General features: G+C 59.0%; 15 protein-coding genes. 5 read left to right on the forward strand and 10 right to left on the reverse strand.

The genetic code is table 11. From position 1 onward, the window contains the following. Genes ftsL through mraZ form a run of 3 tightly spaced genes read right to left on the reverse strand, consistent with a single transcriptional unit; the run spans position 1 to position 2,053 of the window. Complete coding sequence (ftsL, locus tag OZX75_RS04680) at positions 1-447, reverse strand: cell division protein FtsL (protein ID WP_277145527.1); 447 nt, start codon at positions 445-447, stop codon at positions 1-3. Further along, positions 447-1,562 (reverse strand): 16S rRNA (cytosine(1402)-N(4))-methyltransferase RsmH, encoded by a 1,116-nt coding sequence (gene rsmH, locus OZX75_RS04685; protein ID WP_277145528.1) that lies wholly within the window; start codon positions 1,560-1,562, stop codon positions 447-449. The genes ftsL and rsmH overlap by 1 nt, the downstream gene beginning before the upstream one ends. Beyond that, complete coding sequence (mraZ, locus tag OZX75_RS04690; RefSeq protein WP_348519497.1) at positions 1,562-2,053, reverse strand: division/cell wall cluster transcriptional repressor MraZ; 492 nt, start codon at positions 2,051-2,053, stop codon at positions 1,562-1,564. Before mraZ ends, rsmH begins: the two co-directional genes overlap by 1 nt. 533 nt (positions 2,054-2,586) lie before the next feature. Here mraZ and OZX75_RS04695 point away from each other — a divergent pair. Beyond that, positions 2,587-4,932 (forward strand): HelD family protein, encoded by a 2,346-nt coding sequence (locus OZX75_RS04695; protein ID WP_277145529.1) that lies wholly within the window; start codon positions 2,587-2,589, stop codon positions 4,930-4,932. 179 nt (positions 4,933-5,111) lie between these two features. Here OZX75_RS04695 and nrdR read toward each other — a convergent pair whose 3' ends face one another. Then, a complete protein-coding gene (gene nrdR, locus OZX75_RS04700) occupies positions 5,112-5,570 on the reverse strand; it encodes a transcriptional regulator NrdR (protein WP_277145530.1) in 459 nt (152 codons plus the stop codon). A 171-nt stretch (positions 5,571-5,741) separates the two neighbouring features. Beyond that, on the reverse strand, positions 5,742-6,074 hold the full coding sequence (locus OZX75_RS04705) for a LysM peptidoglycan-binding domain-containing protein (protein ID WP_277145531.1): 333 nt from the start codon (positions 6,072-6,074) through the stop codon (positions 5,742-5,744). A gap of 166 nt (positions 6,075-6,240) precedes the next feature. Here OZX75_RS04705 and lexA point away from each other — a divergent pair, with 166 nt between their 5' ends. After that, positions 6,241-6,948, forward strand: coding sequence for a transcriptional repressor LexA (gene lexA / locus OZX75_RS04710; RefSeq protein WP_277147408.1), 708 nt, complete (start codon positions 6,241-6,243; stop codon positions 6,946-6,948). A gap of 210 nt (positions 6,949-7,158) precedes the next feature. On the opposite strand, the gene OZX75_RS04715 is transcribed toward lexA, so the two are convergent. The 3 genes from OZX75_RS04715 to hflX all read right to left on the reverse strand — a co-directional run bounded on the left by OZX75_RS04715 (position 7,159) and on the right by hflX (position 11,306). Further along, positions 7,159-8,079, reverse strand: a complete 921-nt coding sequence (locus OZX75_RS04715) for a cation diffusion facilitator family transporter (RefSeq protein ID WP_277147410.1) — start codon at positions 8,077-8,079, stop codon at positions 7,159-7,161. 420 nt (positions 8,080-8,499) lie between these two features. Further along, on the reverse strand, positions 8,500-9,459 hold the full coding sequence (locus OZX75_RS04720; RefSeq protein ID WP_277145532.1) for an L-lactate dehydrogenase: 960 nt from the start codon (positions 9,457-9,459) through the stop codon (positions 8,500-8,502). Between the two features lie 386 nt (positions 9,460-9,845). Then, entirely contained in the window at positions 9,846-11,306 is a 1,461-nt protein-coding gene (hflX, locus tag OZX75_RS04725) for a GTPase HflX (protein WP_277147412.1), read from the reverse strand. Between the two features lie 168 nt (positions 11,307-11,474). Between hflX and OZX75_RS04730 the strand changes: the two genes are divergently transcribed. The 3 genes from OZX75_RS04730 to OZX75_RS04740 all read left to right on the forward strand — a co-directional run bounded on the left by OZX75_RS04730 (position 11,475) and on the right by OZX75_RS04740 (position 17,464). Then, the gene (locus OZX75_RS04730; RefSeq protein ID WP_277145533.1) at positions 11,475-12,155 is read left to right on the forward strand and encodes a class I SAM-dependent methyltransferase; all 681 of its coding nucleotides are present in this window, start codon (positions 11,475-11,477) and stop codon (positions 12,153-12,155) included. Positions 12,156-12,257: 102 nt separating this feature from the next. Further along, positions 12,258-16,463: an ATP-dependent RNA helicase HrpA gene (hrpA, locus tag OZX75_RS04735; RefSeq protein WP_277145534.1), complete on the forward strand. Its 4,206-nt coding sequence runs from the start codon at positions 12,258-12,260 to the stop codon at positions 16,461-16,463. A 77-nt stretch (positions 16,464-16,540) separates the two neighbouring features. Further along, positions 16,541-17,464, forward strand: a complete 924-nt coding sequence (locus tag OZX75_RS04740) for a LasA N-terminal domain-containing protein (protein WP_277145535.1) — start codon at positions 16,541-16,543, stop codon at positions 17,462-17,464. 246 nt (positions 17,465-17,710) lie between these two features. On the opposite strand, the gene OZX75_RS04745 is transcribed toward OZX75_RS04740, so the two are convergent. Together OZX75_RS04745 and OZX75_RS04750 are read right to left on the reverse strand one after the other, a co-directional pair. Next, entirely contained in the window at positions 17,711-18,841 is a 1,131-nt protein-coding gene (locus OZX75_RS04745; protein WP_277147414.1) for an MFS transporter, read from the reverse strand. 425 nt (positions 18,842-19,266) lie between these two features. Then, the gene (locus OZX75_RS04750; RefSeq protein ID WP_277145536.1) at positions 19,267-20,604 is read right to left on the reverse strand and encodes a glutamine synthetase family protein; all 1,338 of its coding nucleotides are present in this window, start codon (positions 20,602-20,604) and stop codon (positions 19,267-19,269) included. Positions 20,605-20,676 lie beyond the last annotated feature (72 nt).

Raw genomic sequence — 20,676 nt, forward strand, 5'->3', positions numbered from 1 at the left:
TCACTGACCCTTACCCGTAGGTTGGTAGCCCTGAAGATCTATCGACAAAGGACCGGACTGAGGCACCATGCCCATTTTCTGGGCCCGGTCTGGAAGACTGGCCTGCAGGCTGTCGAGCTTGGCCTGATCGTCTTCGACATCCTGGTTGAGCTTGCTGATGTTGGCCTGTACCTGGGCCTGTTCAAAGGAATTCTGCACCATTTGGGTGCGCAACGCCAGCGAACCGAGCAACGCGGCGAAAAGGAAAAGAACAGAGATGATGACATGAACCACCGAGACGGTTTTGATACGGCTGAAAATCTGAAAAGCCGTATTTTCGCTTTCCTTTTTCTCCTTGCCTCCGGCGACAACCTGAAGCCTCGGACGGGCGTATGCCGTATGGCCGTCATCGTCACGTCCGGCTGGGGCGACATGGGAACGAATCGATCTGGCTGTTGACGCGCTCATCATCTCCTCCTTTCCCCTGGATTGCCTTGATTGCGTGTGCCTTGGCTGCGCTTGTTCCGGTCATGCCGCAAGTCACGCGCGAATGCAGCGTGCCTGTCAGGAGTATGTACCGGATCTTCCTTGGAGTCCTGAGCGAACCTGATGCGCCAGCGCTCCGGTATTTCCCGGGTCAGTTCCACCCCTCGCAACCGGACGGGGGCGGAACGCGGATTATGCTCGATTTCGGCCTGGTCGGCCTTCAGTGCACCGCGGGTCAGCTCTTTGAAGAACGGCTGCGCGTCTGCGGGAACGACCGGCAGATCGACCGGAGCGTCAACGTTAAGCCCCTGGGCCATGAACGTCTTGACCGTACGGTCCTCCAACGAATGGTAGGATTCGACGACCAGCCTGCCGCCGGGGGCCAGCCTGTTGGCTATTTGCGGCAATGTACGGCCGAGCTTGTCGAGTTCGCCGTTGACTTCGATGCGCAAAGCCTGGAAGACGCGCTTGGCGGGGTTGCCCTTTGCACGGTGGGATTTGGGAACGATGCGGTCGACCAACTCATCGAGTTGGCGTGAGGTCTTCAGAGGTTCCTTCTCACGCTGACGAACGATGGCGCGGGCAATCGGTTTGGCGAAGCGTTCCTGCCCATACTCGCGGAAGATCCGGACGAGCTCGTCTTGGGGATATTCGGCCAGAATCTGCGCGGCATCGAAACCCTGGCTGGTATCCATACGCATGTCAAGAGGAGCGTCGTGGGAATAGGAGAACCCGCGGTCGGTCTCGTCGATCTGAAGACTGGAAAGCCCCAGATCCATAAAAGCGGCGTCCACACGCCTCAATCCGAGCTCTTCAAGCACATCGTCGAATTCATCGAATGCTGCGTGAACCGGGATGAACCGGTCCTCAAGGCCCTCTTCCTTCATGCGCAGCGTCGCCATCCCCAACGCTTCTTCATCACGGTCGATGCCGATAAGCCTGGCCTGCGGGGCGGCTTTCAAAAACGCCGTCGCATGACCGGCCAGGCCAAGCGTGCAATCGACCACGACGGCGCCAGGGTGGTCGAGAGCAGGTACCACCAGCCGGACGCAATCGTCGAGCAGAACCGGGGTATGGATGTTTGTCAAATCAGTCATTACCACTCCACCGCCGGCAATACGTCATCGGCTATGTCGGAATAGCCTTCCTCTTGGTCGGCCAGATAGGCGTCCCAGGATTCCTTGTTCCAGATTTCGGCGCGGGTGCCGACGCCGATCACTACGATCTCGTCGCCCAGACCTGCATAGGCACGTAAGTTCTGCGGCACCAGCACGCGGCCCTGCTTGTCCGGCTCGCCCTCGACCGCGCCCGACAGGAAGACGCGCAGGTAGCTTCTGGTTGCCTTGTTGCCCATCGAGGCACGCTGGATACGCGCCGCTATACGCCGGAATTCGGTCTGAGGCAACAAGTAGACACATTTTTCCTGGCCGCGGGCCATCACCATGCCCGCACCGAGTTGCGCTCGCATTTTGGCCGGTAAGGCCATACGTCCCTTTTGATCGATTTTCGGGGTGTACGTGCCGAGCAACAAAGGCTCACTCTGAGCAGCTGGCATCATGGTGCCGTTGGCTGCGCTCGCCTTCTGCATCGGTAGATCACCGGAATCGACAGGCGGGCAACCGGCGCCGACACCTCCGGGGGAGGAGACGGGCTTCGAAGAATCAGGAGACGACCCGCCGATGATGGGGTTTTTGTCTTGTCCCGTCATCTCGCCTCCTTCTTACTACATGCCGGCAATATCGCTAAGTCTTACAACTAGTTCACCACTTTACCCCACTTATCACCATTCTTCCCCACAAAAACGCAAAAAACTTGTTTTTTCTTCAAAAAAATCCGTTTTACGTCAAATTTTTGATTCTTGCCTATCTCAAAAAAAAATGTTTTCCATCATTTAGAGACAGATGCATGGAGACACCACCAAGAGCCAACGCCCGAATCAACCATCCAGAGCAACGGCAACCCATCCTCCGGGCGCAGCAACGACAATCCCGTCGCGCAGACGTCATTTTCCAAGAGCACAATCGGGCCCAAGGAAATAGGGAGCACAGACTAAACTTGTTAATTCGAGTTTTCCAAGCAACAAACGCAACTGAAACCGGCCGGATAAAGGGGAGCCTATACATGTCGAGCTACTCTTCGCAAATCGATGAGGAACAGCACGCGGTGGATCGCGCGTACGAACGGTTGGACTCGCTAAGAAGCCAGACCCGTTCACGCCTCGACACAGTCCGCGCCGCCGGTGCCCACGGCTCCCCCACCATGCGCACCGAACGGGACTCGTTCGCCACCATGTATGAGGACCGGCTCACCCAGCTGCGCGGCGTCGAAGACAGGTTGGTCTTTGGCCGCATCGACAGCGACAAAGGAGAGAAACGCTACATCGGGCGTATGGGGCTTTCCAGCGCCAGCCACGAACCGATCCTGACCGATTGGAGGGCCGAGGCGGCCCGACCGTTCTACGAGGCAACGCCTTCGCATCATGGCGATATCGTCATGCGCCGGCATATCACATTGAATTTTCGCAAGGTGGTCGGCATCGAGGACGAAGTGCTTGACGTCAACTCCGGTCAGGTCGGCCAGGCCGAACAGGCAGGGACACTGACCGGCGAGGGAGCGTTGATCGCCTCCCTCAATTCCAAGCGCACCGGCAAAATGACCGATATCGTGGCCACCATCCAAGGCGAGCAGGACCGCATCATTCGCGCGCCGATGGACCGTGCCGTCGTGGTACAGGGCGGTCCGGGCACCGGAAAGACCGCGGTCGCATTGCACCGTGCCGCCTATCTGCTCTACACCCATCGTCGCAGGCTCGAACGTTCCGGGGTGCTCGTGGTGGGGCCGAGCTCCGCTTTCCTGCGCTATATCAATCAGGTGCTCCCCTCGTTGGGCGAGACCGGGGTGGTGTCGCGCACCATCGGCGACCTGGTTCCGGGTTTCGACGCCCGCAAACTCGATACGCCTCGTGCCGCACAGCTCAAGGGCGAGGCGCGTATGGCCCATGCCGTCGCCAACGCCGTCGCCGCACGCCAACGCGTCCCGAAAAATCTGCCGACAGTTCGGATCAACGGCATGAATGTGCCCATGCGCAAGTCCGATGTGATGCAGGCGCTGGAAGATGCCAAACGCACCCGTTCGCCCCACAACAAAGCGCGGCAGACCTTTGTGCGCAGCGTTTTGAGCGCGATGCGCAACCGGTACGTCGAGAATCTTGATTACACGCCGGAGCAATCGGAAATCTCCGACGTGGCGATGCAGCTGAAAATGCATGACGAGATTCGCAAAACGCTGAACCTCGCCTGGCTGCCGATGAACGCGCCGTGGCTGATCGACCAGATGTTCGCCAAACCCGCGCAGCTGCGTCGATTCGCCCCATGGCTCGCCGATGCCGACATCGCGGTGCTGACACGTCCGAAGCATTCGCCGCTCACCGTTTCCGACATCCCGCTTCTCGACGAAGCCATGGAACTGCTCGGCCCCGATCCGAAGGTCTCGGCGCGCGTTGCCGCTGCCAAAGCCAAACGCGAGGAAGAAGAACAGTTCGCTCGCGACACGCTGGCGCAGGCCGGGATCGGCTCGGGCATCGTGACCTCATCCATGCTGGTCGACAACATCAACGGCCTGGACGCCGAAGCCGTGGCACAGAAAGCCGGCGCCGACCGCGAATGGACATACGGGCATATCGTCATCGACGAAGCCCAGGAGCTCACGGCGATGGACTGGCGGATGCTTATGCGCCGCTGCCCGTCACGCTCGTTCACCATCGTGGGCGACGTGGCACAGACCTCGGCTTTGGGTGGCACCCGACGCTGGGAAAAGACCATGGACCGCCTGTTCGGAGCCAAGGGTTGGGACCTCAAGGAACTGACCATCAACTACCGCAACCCACAGGAAGTCTCGAGGCTGGCGACACATTTCGCGCAAAACGAAGGGCTGTATGTCTCGACCACCAAAGGCGTACGCACCATGGCCGATTCGGTCAAACGCGTGAACATCGGAGACGGAAACGGCTCAGACAACAGGCTGTTGGAGGCAATCGGCGACGAGGCGCTGGATTTGGTCAGGCAGTTCATTGCCGACGACGGCACCGGACGCGTGGCGATCATCGCTCCGGACTCGCTGAGCACCACGATACGCCAAGACCTTTATCGTCGGTTGACCGAACTCAAGGGTCAAACGCTCGCTTCAAAACTGATGGAAATCGATATTCCGAGCAGTCCAGGCAACGCAACCGGCTCGAATCCCGACTTCGACGAATCGCCCAGCGACGCACCGTTGAGTGTTTGCGACACACAGATGATCAAAGGTCTGGAGTACGACGCTGTGATTCTTGTACAACCCGGCGAAATCGCCCAAGACGCCCCGTCAAGGCTCTCCGGCGCCTCCGACCTTTATGTGGCGATGACCCGCCCGACGCAACGTCTCGTCATCGCCCAAACCGAAAACGACAGACGATTGCTCAACATCTAGAGTGCCGAAAATATAACCATTGTCGCCGGTGGCTTGCCTGAACAAACCGCCGACGACAATCAAATTGCCATTGCAGACTTTCCATTACCGATATCAGTGCACATATAGCCACAATCAAAAGCCAGCGAAACCATTGCATTTCAACCGCTTCCGTCGTGCAGAAACCCCGATGCAACGCCTTATTTACTGAGAGCCTTATCCTGTTTCAACTCGTCGATAGCCTTCTGGAAATCGGCCAGTCCGTTGAAGTTCTGATATACGCTGGCAAAACGCAGGTAAGCGACTTCATCGAGCTCACGTAACGGCTTCAGGATGGCCTTACCGATGTCTTCGGACTTGACTTGCGCCAATCCTTGACTACGCAGGTCCTCTTCTACCTGCTGCCCCAGCTGCTTCAGCGCATCTTCGTCAATAGGCCTACCCTGACACGCCTTACGGACTCCGTCGATGACTTTCTGACGGTCGAATGGTTCCAAGTTGCCAGAACGCTTCGTAACCAGAAGCATCGTTGTCTCCACCGTTGTGAATCTTCGCCCGCACTCAGGGCATTCGCGTCTGCGTCTGATGGAATGACCGTCTTCGCTGATACGCGTATCAACTACTTTAGTGTCATTATTCTGGCAAAAGGGACAATGCATACTGTCACCCTATCCAGAGGCCGGGAAAACGGTGTGTCTAGACGATTCGATGCCCTCCGGCACAGTCGCCTGTTCGGTATGGTGAATAACCGGCCATGGCAATCAGACATGTCGTATTCCCATCTCTACGAACAGTTCATATCGCACAAAGTGAAGCGTTCACCCACAGATTCAAGACTCGTCAGGCACCACAATCCTCTGGCCCGGCTGCAATTGAGCCGAATCAAGCTGATTCAGATCCATGATTTGCGCAACCGTGTCTCCCACATTCTTGCTTTCCGGCGTAATCTGCCGAGCGTATGACCACAAGGTATCGCCGGGACGAACCGTATAGCTGACAACATTGGCCTCGCCGGTGGCCGAATTCGCGACATGCGGGGCAACTGCCTGCCACGCGAAGAACGCGACGACGGCGAGCACGAGCGCCGCAACAACCCTGTTGCGTGCGAGGCGGCGACGATTGGAAGCGCTGCGAACTTTGGAATCACTGGTTTTTACACTCATCTTCTGCACTCCTTCGAACATCTGTACTAACGAACGTTTGTTCTATATTGACACAGATGTTCGAAAAAAGCAAGGCCGAATCGAACATCTGTTTGAAATTCTTGAGAAAATGGGTTATGCTGTAAGTCAAACGCCGAAAGGAATTACCGTGAGCACGCTTCCACCTATCCATTCACCACATGGCAACTTCGCCAAGGCCGCGCCGAACCAGCCGTTGACGGACAGGCAGCGCAAGGTATTGGAGGCCGTGCGCAGTCATGTTTCCCGTTACGGTTTCGCGCCTTCCTTCCGCGAGATAGGCGAAAAGGCAGGGCTGAAGAGCCCTTCATCGGTCAAGCACCAGCTCGAGGTCCTTGAAGACAAGGGCTATATCAGAATGAACGCCAACAAGGGACGTGCCATCGAATTGGTGGAGCCACAATCCAATATCGGCGAAAGCAACCCCACCTCTACGGTCCTTCCATTCAGCCCTCAGGACGAAACGGACGAGGCCATCGCCCAGTCGCATGACATCCCGCTGGTAGGTCGCATCGCGGCCGGCACACCCATCACGGCGGAACAGCACGTCGAGGATGTGATGAGATTACCGGAACGGCTCACCGGCAACGGCAATCTCTTCATGCTCGAGGTCCATGGGGATTCGATGATCGACGCCGCCATCTGCGACGGCGATTTTGTGGTGGTACGCGAACAGGAGACCGCTGAAAACGGCGATATCGTGGCTGCATTGCTCGACGGTGAAGCCACGGTCAAGACGTTCCAGAAAGACCACGGCCATGTCTGGCTGATGCCGCATAACCCGTCCTACTCCCCCATTGACGGTACGTATGCCAAGGTGATGGGCAAGGTCGTTACGGTTCTGCGCAAGATCTGAACCACTATTTGTCTAGAACGATGCCGGCGCTGCAGTCAATCTGCGTACCGGCATCGTTGTTTCGAAAATCGTGTCCCGGAATCCGAGAAAGCTCCAATGCCAATGTGTTGATTGAGACTCCAGCTGCCCGAGTTATCCAACCAAAACCGTGGAACCTCCAACACCCAAATTCAGATTCACCGTATGCCCCACAATCCGGCCGAACCCCGTTCAGCGATGAATCTCCTCGCTTTGCGCTTGGCTGAAGCCAAGAGGCTCCAACTGGAAAGTGGTATGCGGAATCGAAACCGAGAAATGCTCGGTCAGGCAGGTGTGCAGACGATGCAGGATATCGGCACCCTGCTCCATCGTAAGCCCCGGCTCCACCACGACATGTGCGGTCAGGATCGGCATGCCGGTCGCCACGGTCGAGGCATGTACGTCGTGGACGTCGATGACGTGGTCAACGCTTTTCATATGATTGCGCACCTCGTCGAGATCAAGGCCTTCAGGGGTTTCTTCAAGCAGTACTTTCACAGCGTTCTTCATCAGTACGAAAGCCCTGGGCACGATGAGCAGGGCGATGACCGCACCGGCGAGCGCATCGAAACCATGCCAGCCGGTGGTCATGATGACGATGGCGGAGATCACGACGGTGAACGAGCCCAGCGCGTCGTTCATGGTTTCCAGGAATGCGGCACGCATGTTCATATTGTCTTTGTGCTGGCCGGAAAGCACGAACACGGAAATCACGTTGAACACCAAGCCCAGAACGCCGAAGCCCAGCAGCATACCCACGCTTTGCACCTCGTCGCGCGAGAATCCGGCGAGCCGCAGAACCGCTTCGACCAAGGCGTAAACACCTACGGCCATCAATATCAACGCGCCCAGCCCTGCGGTGATCGGCTCAAGCCTGGCCCAGCCCCAAGTGCGTTCCTTATTGGGTTTCCTGCGCATCAGCACGGCCGTGATGGTGGAAGCGGTAAGCACTGCCACATCCGTAAGCATGTGGGCGCAATCCACCAAAAGCGCCAGCGAGCCGGTGATGACCGCACCGACCACCTCAACTGCGAAAATCGTCAAGGTGAGTCCCAATGTCACCATCAATCGGGTCTGGTGCTCCTTGGCCTTGCCCTGACCTTCCGACTGCATCTGCCCTTGCGCATTCAACGCTCCGGTCTCTCGCTCCTGCGAAGTCATCACTTTGTCTGCCTCCCAATCCTTGCCGTCGTCAAAGCCGGAACCCATATTCCTTTACGTCTTCGTCTTTTTTGACGTGCATTCGCTTTCAAAGCGCCACACGTCGCATTACTCGTGACACTATACGCGTCAAAACCTATACTTCAGTTGGGTTTTACGGCTCACAGCCGAAGAACAAGCAGGTCGCACAATATTGTGCATTTCGTTTTTCCTTGACACTAAAACCGACAATCTTTCTCATTGTCAACGTTTCAGAAAACGGCCGCGTCAAAAGGATGCAAAACCACAATGTCGCCCTGCCAAAAAGCAGGACGACATTTGCTTTTACCAGGCATAACCGGCGGGGAAACACCTACGCCGGCAACCGGGAAATCAGAAACCGAACTTAGCCACGGCCGCCTTCAGCGTCTCCGCAGAACAGCGCAATTGCTCAAGCTCGTGGTCGGAAAGCGGGGTGTTGATATGGGAATTGACGCCGGAACGGTTGACCAGGGTCGGCACCGACATGCAGATGTCCGAGATGCCGTGGAAGTCCTGCAGCAGCGAGGACACAGGCAGCACGCGGTTCGAATCGGTCAGGACGGATTCGATGATATCGACGCCGGACATGGCGATGGCGAAGTTGGTGGCGCCCTTGCCGTTGATGATGCGGTAGGCGGCGTTCTTGACTTCCTGATGGATCTCCTCGCGTTTGGCGGCGTCGAGCGGATCATGGCCCGGCAGCGCCTTCCAATCGCACATGGAGACGCCGCCGATGGTGGCCTCGGCCCACAGCGGCACTTCGGAATCACCGTGCTCGCCGGCGATGTAGGCATGGACGTTCTTGACGTTGACGCCGGTCTGCTGTCCGATCAGGAAGCGCAGGCGGGCGGTGTCGAGGTTGGTGCCCGAACCGAAGATCTGGTTGGCCGGCAGGCCGGAAAGCTTGAGCATCACATGGGTGACGATGTCGACCGGGTTGGTGATGAGCATGTAGATGGCGTTCGGGGCGACTTTGATGACTCCCGGAACAATGGACTTCATCATATTGATGGTCGCGCCGGCGAGGTCAAGCCTCGTCTGGCCGGGCTTCTGGCGGGCACCCGCGGTGATGACCACCATATCGGCGTCGCGGCAGATCTCGATGTCGTCGCTGCCGGAGATGGTCACGGAGGGATAGAAGCTGGAACCGTGCTGCATATCAAGGGCTTCGGCCTCGACACGGTCCTTGTTAATGTCTTCGAGCACGATATTCCGGGCTACGCCGCGCTGGGCAGCGGCGAAGGCGAGCGTGGAGCCGACGGCCCCTGCCCCGATGATGGCAAGCTTGGTTGGTTTAATGGAATTGGACATATGATTGAACCTCTTTCCGCATGAATGTTCTAAGAAGAACGATAATCGGCTGCGCCTCTCCTCGTCCCTTCATTCAAACCCTTTTTCACACAGCCATGCGAGCAGACCACGACGCAACGGTATAGCTGCGCCATGCTTCTCGTCATTGTGATAACCGCAAACCTGAACGGGCGCAAAATCAAGACGAACGAATCATTCCGCCTTCGCACCGTTGGCAATCGCCCGACCGAATCCGAATCGGCGTCTTAGCGAAACCTTGCGGTTACCGTTATTTTATCAGGTAGCATACATAAATCCGACGGCGGTCGCATTCGCCGTTTCTGTATCTATTATATTATTTCTTATTCAGATCCGACACTTCACAAAGAGACCGGCTTCCGAAACGACTAACCGACCGCCTGATCCATCACCTGAGCTGCCAAACGCGAGTCGACGTCGGCCTCAAGCGCAACACCATCGGCCCGATAATCCTCTTTCTCGACCTTTCCATACTCACGCACGCGAGAGAGCAAGGAACCGGCCTTGTCGCTATACGGCAACAGCGCCTCGACGTGGACCTGCGGGACCGGCAGCACCTTTTCTACTCTCGCGCGCAAGTCGCTCAGGCCGTTTTCGCTGGCCGCGGAAACGATCAGCGCGTCCGGGCGGATGTTGTGCAGACGATCCAGCGTGCCCTGATCGACCTGATCGGCCTTGTTGAAGGCGAGGATGCGCGGGATGTCGGAGACGCCGTCGATGCCGGCAAGCACGTCGTTGACCGCTTCGATCTGCGCAAACGGGTCGGTGGTGGACGCGTCGACGATGTGGAGGATGACGTCGGCCTCGGCTATTTCCTCAAGGGTGGACTTGAACGCCTCGACCAGTTGGGTGGGCAGGCGGCGCACGAAGCCAACCGTGTCGACGTAGGCGTAGAGCCGTCCGTCCTCGGTTTTGGCGCGACGAACCGCCGTGTCGAGGGTAGCGAAAAGCGCGTTGCCGACCAGCTCGCCGGAGTTGGTCAGTCGGTTGACCAGCGAGGATTTGCCGGCGTTGGTATAGCCGACCACGGCCACGGTGGGCAGGCCGTAGCGATGGCGTGAGCCGCGTTTGACCGCGCGAGCGGGAGCCATGGCGCGAATCTGCTTTTTGAGACGGGCGATACGGGTGCGGATGACGCGGCGGTCCATCTCGATCTGCGTCTCGCCCGGGCCACGGGAACCGATGCCGCCGTTGACGCCGGCCGCCTGACCGCCCGCCTGACGGGAAAGCGAACCGCCCCAGCCGCGGAGTCTGGGGAGCATGTATTCCAGCTGTGCCAGCTCGACCTGCGCCTTGCCCTCACGGCTGGTGGCATGTTGGGCGAAGATGTCGAGGATGACGGCGGTGCGGTCGACCACCTTGACTTTGGTGGCATCCTCGAGCGCACGGCGCTGGCTCGGGGCCAGGTCGCCGTCGACGATGATGGTATCGGCCTCGTTTTGCGCCACGATTCCAGCGATCTCTTTGGCTTTTCCGCGACCGACGTACGTGGCAGCGTCGGGCTTCAGACGATGCTGCAAGACACCGTCGCAGACCACGGCACCGGCGGTGTGCGCGAGCGCCGCCAGTTCACGCAATGATTCCTCGGCCTGCTCGATGGTGGTCTCGACGTTCGACCACACCCCCACCAAGACCACGCGTTCGAGGCGCACCTTGCGGTATTCGACGTCGGTCTCGTCCTGCATCTCGCCCAGACCGACGACGTGCTTGAGCTCATTGCGCGCCTCGCGCTCGCTCCATTCCTCGGCACCCGGAGCACGGCTGTCGCTGTGTTCCTGAAGGATATCGGACCGCTTGCGCAGCACCTCGCCTTGTGCGTCGCCACGCATATCATCATTCGCCAATAAATCAGCCTTTCGTCAGTTGTCCATCTTTCTGTTATCAGCATATTCGATGAGGTGAACCCACGTTCACTGTTCCGGCACAGAAACTAGTATGGAGGCTCTGATATCGATACATGGCACGGGCCATGAACGTGATTGAACGAACAGGACAGCATGGGCGAGAACAGCACCGAAAAGACACGGCCGAATCAAGCAAGGCAGGCAAGTGGCCACGCGAACAAGGCACGCAAGGCGGAGCAGTATTTTTCCGCGCAACCCTCGTCGCGCGACGTACGGCGGAACCTGCACGTTTCGCTGCGCGGGCACGAGGTGGACGTCGAGGTGTCCAACGGGGTGTTTTCGGGGCACCGGCTTGATCTTGGGACCTCCGTTCTGCTGAGGCATGCACCGCAACCTCCCGAATCCGGCACGTTCCTCGACATCGGCTGCGGCTGGGGGCCCATTGCGTTGGCGATGGGGCTGGGATCGCCGAAAGCCGATATCTGGGCGCTGGACGTCAACGAACGAGCGCTGGAACTGACAAAGGCCAACGCCGAAAAACTGGGACTCGGCAAACGAATCCATGCGGCAAAAGCCGAAGACATACCGGCAAATCTGACCTTCGACCTCATCTGGTCGAACCCGCCCATCCGCGTGGGCAAGGACGAGCTGCATACCCTGCTGATGGCCTGGCTCCCTCGGCTTAGCACCAATGGCTACGCTTATCTGGTCGTGCAGAAGAACCTCGGCAGCGATTCGCTGATCAAATGGCTGTCGACAGAACTCGGCGACGATTTTTTAGTTACGAAATACGCAAGCTCCAAGGGCTATCGTGTCATCGAGGTTCGGCACTGAAGATTCGCACGCACAAAGCGGCATGTAGGTACCAATGAACCCAGCATCCAGGCTTCATTTTTTAGATAGTCATGCTTGCGTGTGCGTACAATAGAGAAACACATGAAATATCATTATCCTCAAGAGTTGCCGGTCAGCGCGGCACATGACGAGATCCAGCAAGCCGTACGCGATTCGCAGGTCGTCATCGTCTCCGGCCAGACCGGTTCCGGCAAGACCACACAGATTCCGAAAATGCTGTTGGAGATGGGACGAGGCACCCACGGCCATCAGATCGTGCACACCCAACCGCGTCGCCTGGCCGCCCGTACCGTGGCCGAACGTATCTGCGACGAGATGGGCGTGAAGCTCGGCGAGGAAATCGGCTATCAGGTCCGATTCACCGACGAAAGCTCACCCAAGACACGTTTGCGCATCGTCACCGACGGCATTCTCTTGGCGCAGATCCAGCACGATCCGAAGCTGACTCGCTATGACACCATCATCATCGACGAGGCGCACGAACGCAGCCTCAACATCGATTTCCTCTTGGGTTACCTGACCGCCCTGCTGCCCAAGCGCCGCGACCTCAAGCTCATCATCACCTCGGCGACCATCGACTCGGTGAAGTTCAAGGAGCATTTCGAACACGCGCTGCACGCCAAGGTTCCCGTCATCGAAGTCTCCGGACGTACCTACCCCGTGCAAATCGTTTACGAGCCGCTGGGAGGCATGCCGGCGCTGATGCGTCACGTCCCCGGTTTCGCCGACGGGTCGCTGCCCGATGAGAACGGCGAAATTCCAGGAGCAGATAGCACTTCGGGCAACACGGGCAGCGAAGACATGCCACGCGCGGTGGCACGCGCCTGCGCCGAGCTGGTCATCCATTCCTCGCACGACCGCGGGCCGCGCGACATTCTGGTCTTTGCTTCCGGCGAGCGCGACATCCACGAATATGAAGATGCCATCCGCCATCATTTCGGCCCCCGCGCCTCCGACATGCGCCGGCCCGACGCGCTGGAAATCGTGCCGCTCTACGCCCGGCTTTCCTCGAAGGAACAGCATCGCGTCTTCGAGCACCATTCCCACCAGCGCATCGTCATCGCCACCAACGTGGCGGAGACCTCGCTGACTGTGCCCGGCATCCGCTACGTGGTCGACCCCGGCGAAGCGCGTATATCGCGCTATTCCAAGTCCGCCAAGGTGCAGCGCCTGCCCATCGAGGCCATCAGCCAGGCCAGCGCCGATCAGAGAAGCGGCCGCTGCGGGCGTATCGCCGACGGCATCGCCATCCGGCTCTACTCCAAGGACGACTACGAGTCCCGGCCGCGCTTCACCGAGCCAGAGATCCTGCGCACCTCGCTAGGCGCGGTGGTCCTCCACATGCTCTCGGTAGGCGTGGCACGCACCGCCGACGACGTGACCCATTTCGGCTTCATTGACCCGCCCGACACCAGATCGGTGTCCGACGGTTTCAACGAGCTCACGGAACTCAAGGCCATCGCACGCAAGCACGGCGAAGTGCGCCTGACCCACACCGGCCGCCAGCTCTCGCGTATTCCCATCGACATTCGCCTCGGCCGTATGATTCTCGAGGCCGCACAAAAGGCCACACCCAACACGCTCGCCGCAGTGCTGGTCATCGTCGCCTTCCTGAGTCTGCAGGACCCGCGCGAACGACCCGACGAAATCCGAGCCGAGGCCGACCGCGTCCACAATCGTTACGCCGACGAGACCAGCGATTTCCTGACCGCCTTGAATATGTGGGACCACATTTTCGGCCCGGACGAGGGTAGCGACGGCAACCATACCGGCAATGCCAAGTTGCGCAAGATCTGCAAATCCGAATATTTCAGCTTCATCCGCTTGCGGCAATGGCGAGACCTCGTCTCCCAGCTGCGGCAGATGTGCCGTCAAATGCACTTCAAGGTCGGCAAACCCGCTCCAATCTCGCGTCCGGCACCGGAAATCCTCATGCTGCCTATCAACCAGCAGGCGGCGCATGCCCTCTGCTGCTCGTGGGACGCACAGGGTATCCACTCCTCCATGCTCGCCGGCCTGCTGTCGATGATGGGCATGCAGGTGGTGCGCGAACCCAAAGCCTCTGACTTCTCCGGACTCAAGGGGGCCGCCAAGGCACGAGCGATGAAACGTGCGGCCAAGCAGTCGAAGAACGAATATCAGGGCGCGCGCGGCACTCGCTTCGCCCTCTTCCCCGCCTCGAGCGTCGCCAAGTCGACCCCACCGTGGGTGATGTCGACCGACCTGACCGAAACTTCCCGTCTCTGGGCGCGCTACTCCGCCGCCATCGACCCCGCGTGGGCCGAGCCGCTGGCCGGAAGCCTCACCCGCGTCACCTATGCCGAGCCGCATTGGTCCGGCTCGCGTGGCAGTGCCATCGCCAGCTCGAAAGTACTGCTCTACGGCCTTCCGATTGTGCAGGATCGACCGGTGCAATGGGGACGTATCAACCCTCCCGAAGCCCGAGATTTCCTGATTCGGCAAGGCCTGGTCGAAGGTGATATTCAGCAGCGCTTCTCCTACGACGATTTCGTCGAGGCCAACCGCGACATCCTGCAGGACGCGGTGGACGACACCAATCGCACCCGTCAGATTTCCGATTCCGTCAGCGACGAAGACCTCTTCGACTTTTACAACACCGTCATTCCCCAAGATGTCACCAGCGTCGCCGACCTCGGCAAATGGGTCAAGTCCATCCACGAGGCGCAGCCGCATCTGCTTGATTTCGATCCGGACAAGGTCGAACGCCTGCAATCGCACGAATCCGTGGACCTGCGGGATTACCCTGACCAGTGGCACACGCTCGGCACCGACGGCACTCCCATTAATCTGCGTCTGAGCTATATTTACAACCCCAGCGACCCGGCCGACGGCGTGACGGTGCATATCCCTATCAAAGCCTTGTCCCGATTGACCCCCGAGCAGTTCACTTGGAATGTTCCAGGATTGCTTGACGAACTGATTCTTGGCTATATCAAGTCATTGCCGAAATCCCTGCGTGTCCAGTTCGTGCCCGCTCCCGACACGGCCCGCACGATTCGCACGGCCATAGACGAACGGTATCCGAATCTGCCCGGCTCAGGTTCCGAAGGCAAGCCGAATCTGCCACCTGTCGATGAGGCAACCGGCACCGCACGCTGGCCGGATTTTGCGCACGCCTTCACGTACGCCGCCATCACCAACGTCAACGCGACCATCCATCCCGAGGATTTCAACAGCGACCAGCTCGACAAGCTTTCGCCGTACCTGCGCGTCACGTTCAGCGTCGAGGAACCGTTGCCGCCGACACCCGGCAAAGGCCGTCATGGCAGCAAACGTAACGGCAAAGGCAACAGCAACCACGTCGATGCCGTCAACGCCAATAATCCCGTCATCATCGATGACGCGACCTTCCGTGCCCAACGTCACGGTAAAGCCCAGCGTTACCGCGTGCTCGGAACCGGCAAATCGCTGGTCGAGCTGCAACACAAGTTCGCTCGTCAGGCGCAGGCCAGCGCACGAAAAACCGTGGAACAACAGGCCAGCAAGGCCAGATCGCAAGGCAAGGTGGTCGCACAGGCGAACCTCCTCAACAAAGCCGGCGCCACTACTGTCTCCCGCGCCGAGATGCTCTGGCAGGCCGCATATGAGAAACTGAAGTTGCCTGAAGACCGTATCTCCTCCCGCTGGCTTGGCAGCGAGGCGCTGATGCTGGCGAGCGCACCATACAAATCCACGAAACTGTTGGTCGACGACCTCGAGCTGGCAGCGGTCAAACGTCTGCTCCCCCATATCGACAAGCTCGCCGATGACACCGCATTGGCCGAGGCGGTAAGCGGAGTCACGCAAACCTTTGAGGACACGGTCTACGCCGTGGCCCACGACGTCATCGCCATCTTGAAACGCTATGCCGCCGTCGATTCAGCGGTGGGAGGCAAGGCGGATCTGACGATGCTGGCCGTGCTGCAATCGGTACGAGAACATATCGCGACGCTCGTCTACCCCGGTTTCGTAGGCAAGACGCCTCCATTTGCCCTGCCGAATATCGAGCGCTATCTGCACGCCGACCTGATGCGTCTTGACAAGGCCAAAGCCGACAAGAACCGTGACGTTCGCTGGGCCTGGGAGGCCGACGAAGCCAAGGATCTGGTCACCAAAGCACAGGAAAAACTCAAGGCCGAACCCGCCGGCCCTCGCCGCGAGGCGTTCGGCAAGCAGGTGGAGCAGGCGCGCTGGATGCTCGAGGAGTTCTACGTCTCGCTGTGGGCGCAGGAACTGGGCACCAAGTCCCCCGCCAGCCTCAAGCGCATCCGCAAGGTGCTGGCCTGAATACACCGATATACCTTCGCAGCGGTTTTCACGCACTGGACTTTTCTGCCGGTAAACTCTCAGGGGCGCACGATAGCATGGGTGACGTGGCATCATCTTCCAAGTCTCGCAAGCGTTCCCGTTCCTCTTCCAAATTCATCGCGACCTGCAAACGCAAGTGGCGCAAGGCCGGCGTGCCCGCAAAAGCCGGGGTAGTACTCGGCGGCATCGTCGCGGTGATCTGCGTAATGGCACTGGTGATGGGGCTGATTCGCATGGTCCAATGGCATATCGAGGTCACGGACGTGCAGAAGCGGCAGGAAGAGATGGTACAAAAGTACGATTTCGACCCCGGCAACATCATCTCGGACGCACAGTTCTTCAACGCCGATGCCATGAGCCAGGCCGAAGTTCAGGCCTTCATCATTCGTCACGGACCGAACTGCACCTCCGCGAACTGCCTGCCGGTCAAAACCTTCGATACCTCCGACATCGCCGCCGACAGTCTCTGCAAGGCCTACAAAGGAGCCAAAGGCGAGTCCGCGAGCGCCATCATCTACAAGTCCTCGCAGGCCTGCGGCGTCAGCGAAAAAGTACTCCTGACCGTAATGCAGAAGGAGCAGCATCTCATCGGCACCGCCAATCCCACCGATTTCCAATACAAGGCCGCCATGGGCCTGAGCTGCCCGGACGACGCCGATTGTGACCCGCGCTATGCCGGCTTCTTCAATCAGGTCTACGGCGCGGCCAAGCGGTTCAAGTACTATCAGGCCCATGAAAGCCAATACGGATACCACGCCGGCACGCTCAATTACGTGCAGTACCATCCGAACAAAAGCTGCGGCGGTTCTGAGGTCTATATCCGCAACTCCGCCACCGCCCTGCTCTACGTCTACACGCCCTACCAGCCCAACACCGCCTCGCTCAAGGCGGGCCTTGGCGAGGGAGACGCCTGCTCCAGCTATGGCAACCGCAACTTCGCACTGATCTACAACAACTGGTTCGGCGACCCGCGCAAGTAGGGGCTTCATCACCGGCTCAAATATGGTAATAACAGAACTTTATTACCATAGATAAGCCACTCGCTCACTCCCGGTGGCTCAAAAATGGTAGAATCACACGCCAATTACCATAAATAAGCCACTCACCAGCGTTAAGCGGCTCAAAATGGTAATTTCACGACGTTATCGTCATAGATAAGCCGCTCACACCCGCATGATGACAGCGTTCTGCAACATATCAGCACTGCAGAACGTGTCAATCATTTTTTACTTGACATATTTCCACAGCACGGTGGTGATGACGACGGCTAAAAGCGCAAAAACAGCGGCGAACGGGCCAAGCCAGGTCAGGCCGAGCAGGCTGTTGACCAGACCTCCGACGGCCGAGCCCAGCGCAATGCCGATGTTGAACGACATCGAGTTGAGCGACGAGGCGAGGTTGAGGCAGCCGGGGTGCGCGGCTTCGGCCACATCCATGTAAAGCACCTGCGACGAGGAATTTTGCAGGTACATCAGCATGCCCAGCACGATGAGCAGCGGCACGCCGAACCACGGCAGGAAATGGACGAGAGGCAAGGCGCAGAGACAGATCGTCTGAGCCACATAGATGGGCCGGATCCGCGCCAACGGCTCGACACCGTTGCCCCGACCAGCCAGTTTACCGCCGTAAAGGTTGCTGAAAAGACAGGCGAGGCCGAACACGACCAGGCCGGCACTGAGATACTGCTTCGGCAGGTGGATTTCGTCGCGCATGATCGGGGTGAGATACGTATAGAAGACATAGCTGGCCGCCGCCCCGCAGAGTACCGCGGCCACGCCCAGATCGATGCGCGGGTCGAAGAACAGCTTGAATTGCGCGAAGAAACCGATATGCTGCATCTGCCCGCCACGAGGCAACACCACCATCATCGCAACCATGAGCACCGCGCTCAAGGCGACGATCAGCCAAAACGTCCAGCGCCAGCCGCACACGCCCGCGAGCCACGTTCCCACGGGTACGCCCGCAACGGAGGCAAGCGAGAATCCCGAGAACACCCAGGCGATGAATTTCGTACGATGACTGGGATCGGTGACCTCACCCGAGTAGGTCATCGACATCGCCACCAGCGTGCCGGAAACCAGCGCGATGATCATCCGGGCCACCACAAGGAACGCGAAATTGAGAGCTACCGCGCACAATGCGTTGCCCAGGATGAACACGACCGTAAGCGCCATGTGTGTGGGAAAGCGCGGGAAACGCCCGCTTAGGGCCGAACCGATCGGAGTGGCCGGAGCGTAGACGAAGGCGAATATCGAGACCAGATTGCCGACCGCGACCTCCGAGACGGAAAGCCCGCGGGCGATGTTCGGCAGGATGCCGACGACGATGAATTCGCTCATGCCGAGCATGAAGCTCATGGCGACCAAGGTGAACACGGGCAGGTTCCAGAAACGTGGGTTGGCGGATTCTGCCGTGCCGTTTCGTTCATTGCCGGATTGCGTCTTTCCGCTCGATTGCGCCTCTTGAGGGGCCATAACCTCGTCATCGGCTCCCCCGCCATTGCGGCGCACTGCTGCCTGTGCCATCGTTCTCTCGTCTCTGTCACGCGATTGGTCGATGATGCTTTTGACTCGCCTATATTCAAGCATCTTCACCATGAAATAGTACGAACGGGACGTGTCAAAAAAGCACACAACACGCCCGAATCCGAACGTCTGCACGAGAAAAAAGACGGCAAAGACGGCAAAGACGCGTCAATGTATGCAACGCAAATAGCCGGGAGCCTGCATCCGATATCATCGTGCGGCTTCCGGCTATGAACGTAATCCTGTGTATTCGCCTCTCAGAGCTTGGGCAGGAACTTCTCGAGCTCGTAGCGGGTGACCTGACGACGGTAATCGTCCCACTCCTGACGCTTGTTGCGCAGGAAGTACTCGAAGACGTGCTCGCCGAGGACTCCGGCGACGAAATCGGACTTCTCCATGACCTTCAACGCCTCGTCGAGACTCTCAGGCAACGGCTGGATGCCCATCGCCTTGCGCTCGGCGTCGGTCAGGTCCCATACGGCGTCGCTCGTCGGTTCCGAAAGCGTCATCTTCTGCTCGATGCCGTCCAGCCCACTGGCGAGCAGCACCGCGAAGGCGAGATACGGGTTGGCCACCGGGTCGAGCGCGCGGTATTCCATGCGCGCCGAATTGCCCTTGCCGGGCTTGTACTGCGGGATGCGCAGCAGGGCGGAACGGTTGTTGTGGCCCCAGCACACGTAGCTCGGTGCCTCGTTGCCGCCCCAAAGGCGCTTGTAGGAGTTGACGTACTGGTTGGTGATCGCGCTGATCTCGCGGGCGTGGTAGAGGATGCCGGCGGCGAACTGGCGGGCGATCAGCGACATGTTGAATTCCTGGCCGGCCTCGTAGAAGGCGTTGCTATCCCCTTCGAACAGGCTCAGATGGGTATGCATGCCGCTGCCGGGCTGGTCGGTCAGGGGTTTGGGCATGAAGCTGGCGTGGATGCCGCGTTCCAGCGAGATCTCCTTGACTACGGTGCGGAAGGTCATGATGTTGTCGCTCGTCGCCATCGCGTCGGCGTAGCGCAGGTCGATCTCATTCTGGCCTGGGCCGACCTCGTGGTGCGAGTATTCGACGGAAATGCCCATCTGCTCGAGCATGTTGACGGCGGCGCGACGGAAGTCCATCCCGGGGCTGCGCGGCACGTGGTCGAAATAGGTGCCGTAGTCCACCGGAGTGGGCGGCTTGCCCCAATCGTCCTGCTGCTGGAAAAGATAGAATTCGATTTCCGGGTGAACGTAGAAAGTGAAGCCCTTCTCCTTGGCCTTCTGAAGCTCCTGCTCCAAGACGTGGCGCGGGTCGCCGAGCGACGGTTCGCCATCGGGGGTGAGGATGTTGCAGAACATGCGGGCGGTGCCTTGCGGGCCGTCGCGCCACGGCAACAGTTGGAAGGTGGAGGGGTCGGGATGCACAATCATGTCATCCTCGGAAACGCGGGTCATGCCCTCGATTGCCGAACCGTCGAAACCGAGGCCCTCCTCGAAGGCGTCCTCGAGTTCTGCAGGAGCGATGGCCACGGACTTCAGCGTCCCCAGCACGTCGGTGAACCACAAACGAATAAATCGCACATCGCGTTCCTCGACGGTACGCAAGGCGAATTCTTGCTGTTTATCCATGGTTCTATATTCCCACGGACACATTACATCCCAGTTAAAAACACAAAGGTCAATCGATAGCGATTTCAATTC

It is taken from the genome of Bifidobacterium sp. ESL0800, assembly GCF_029395355.1.
GTDB lineage: Bacteria > Actinomycetota > Actinomycetes > Actinomycetales > Bifidobacteriaceae > Bifidobacterium.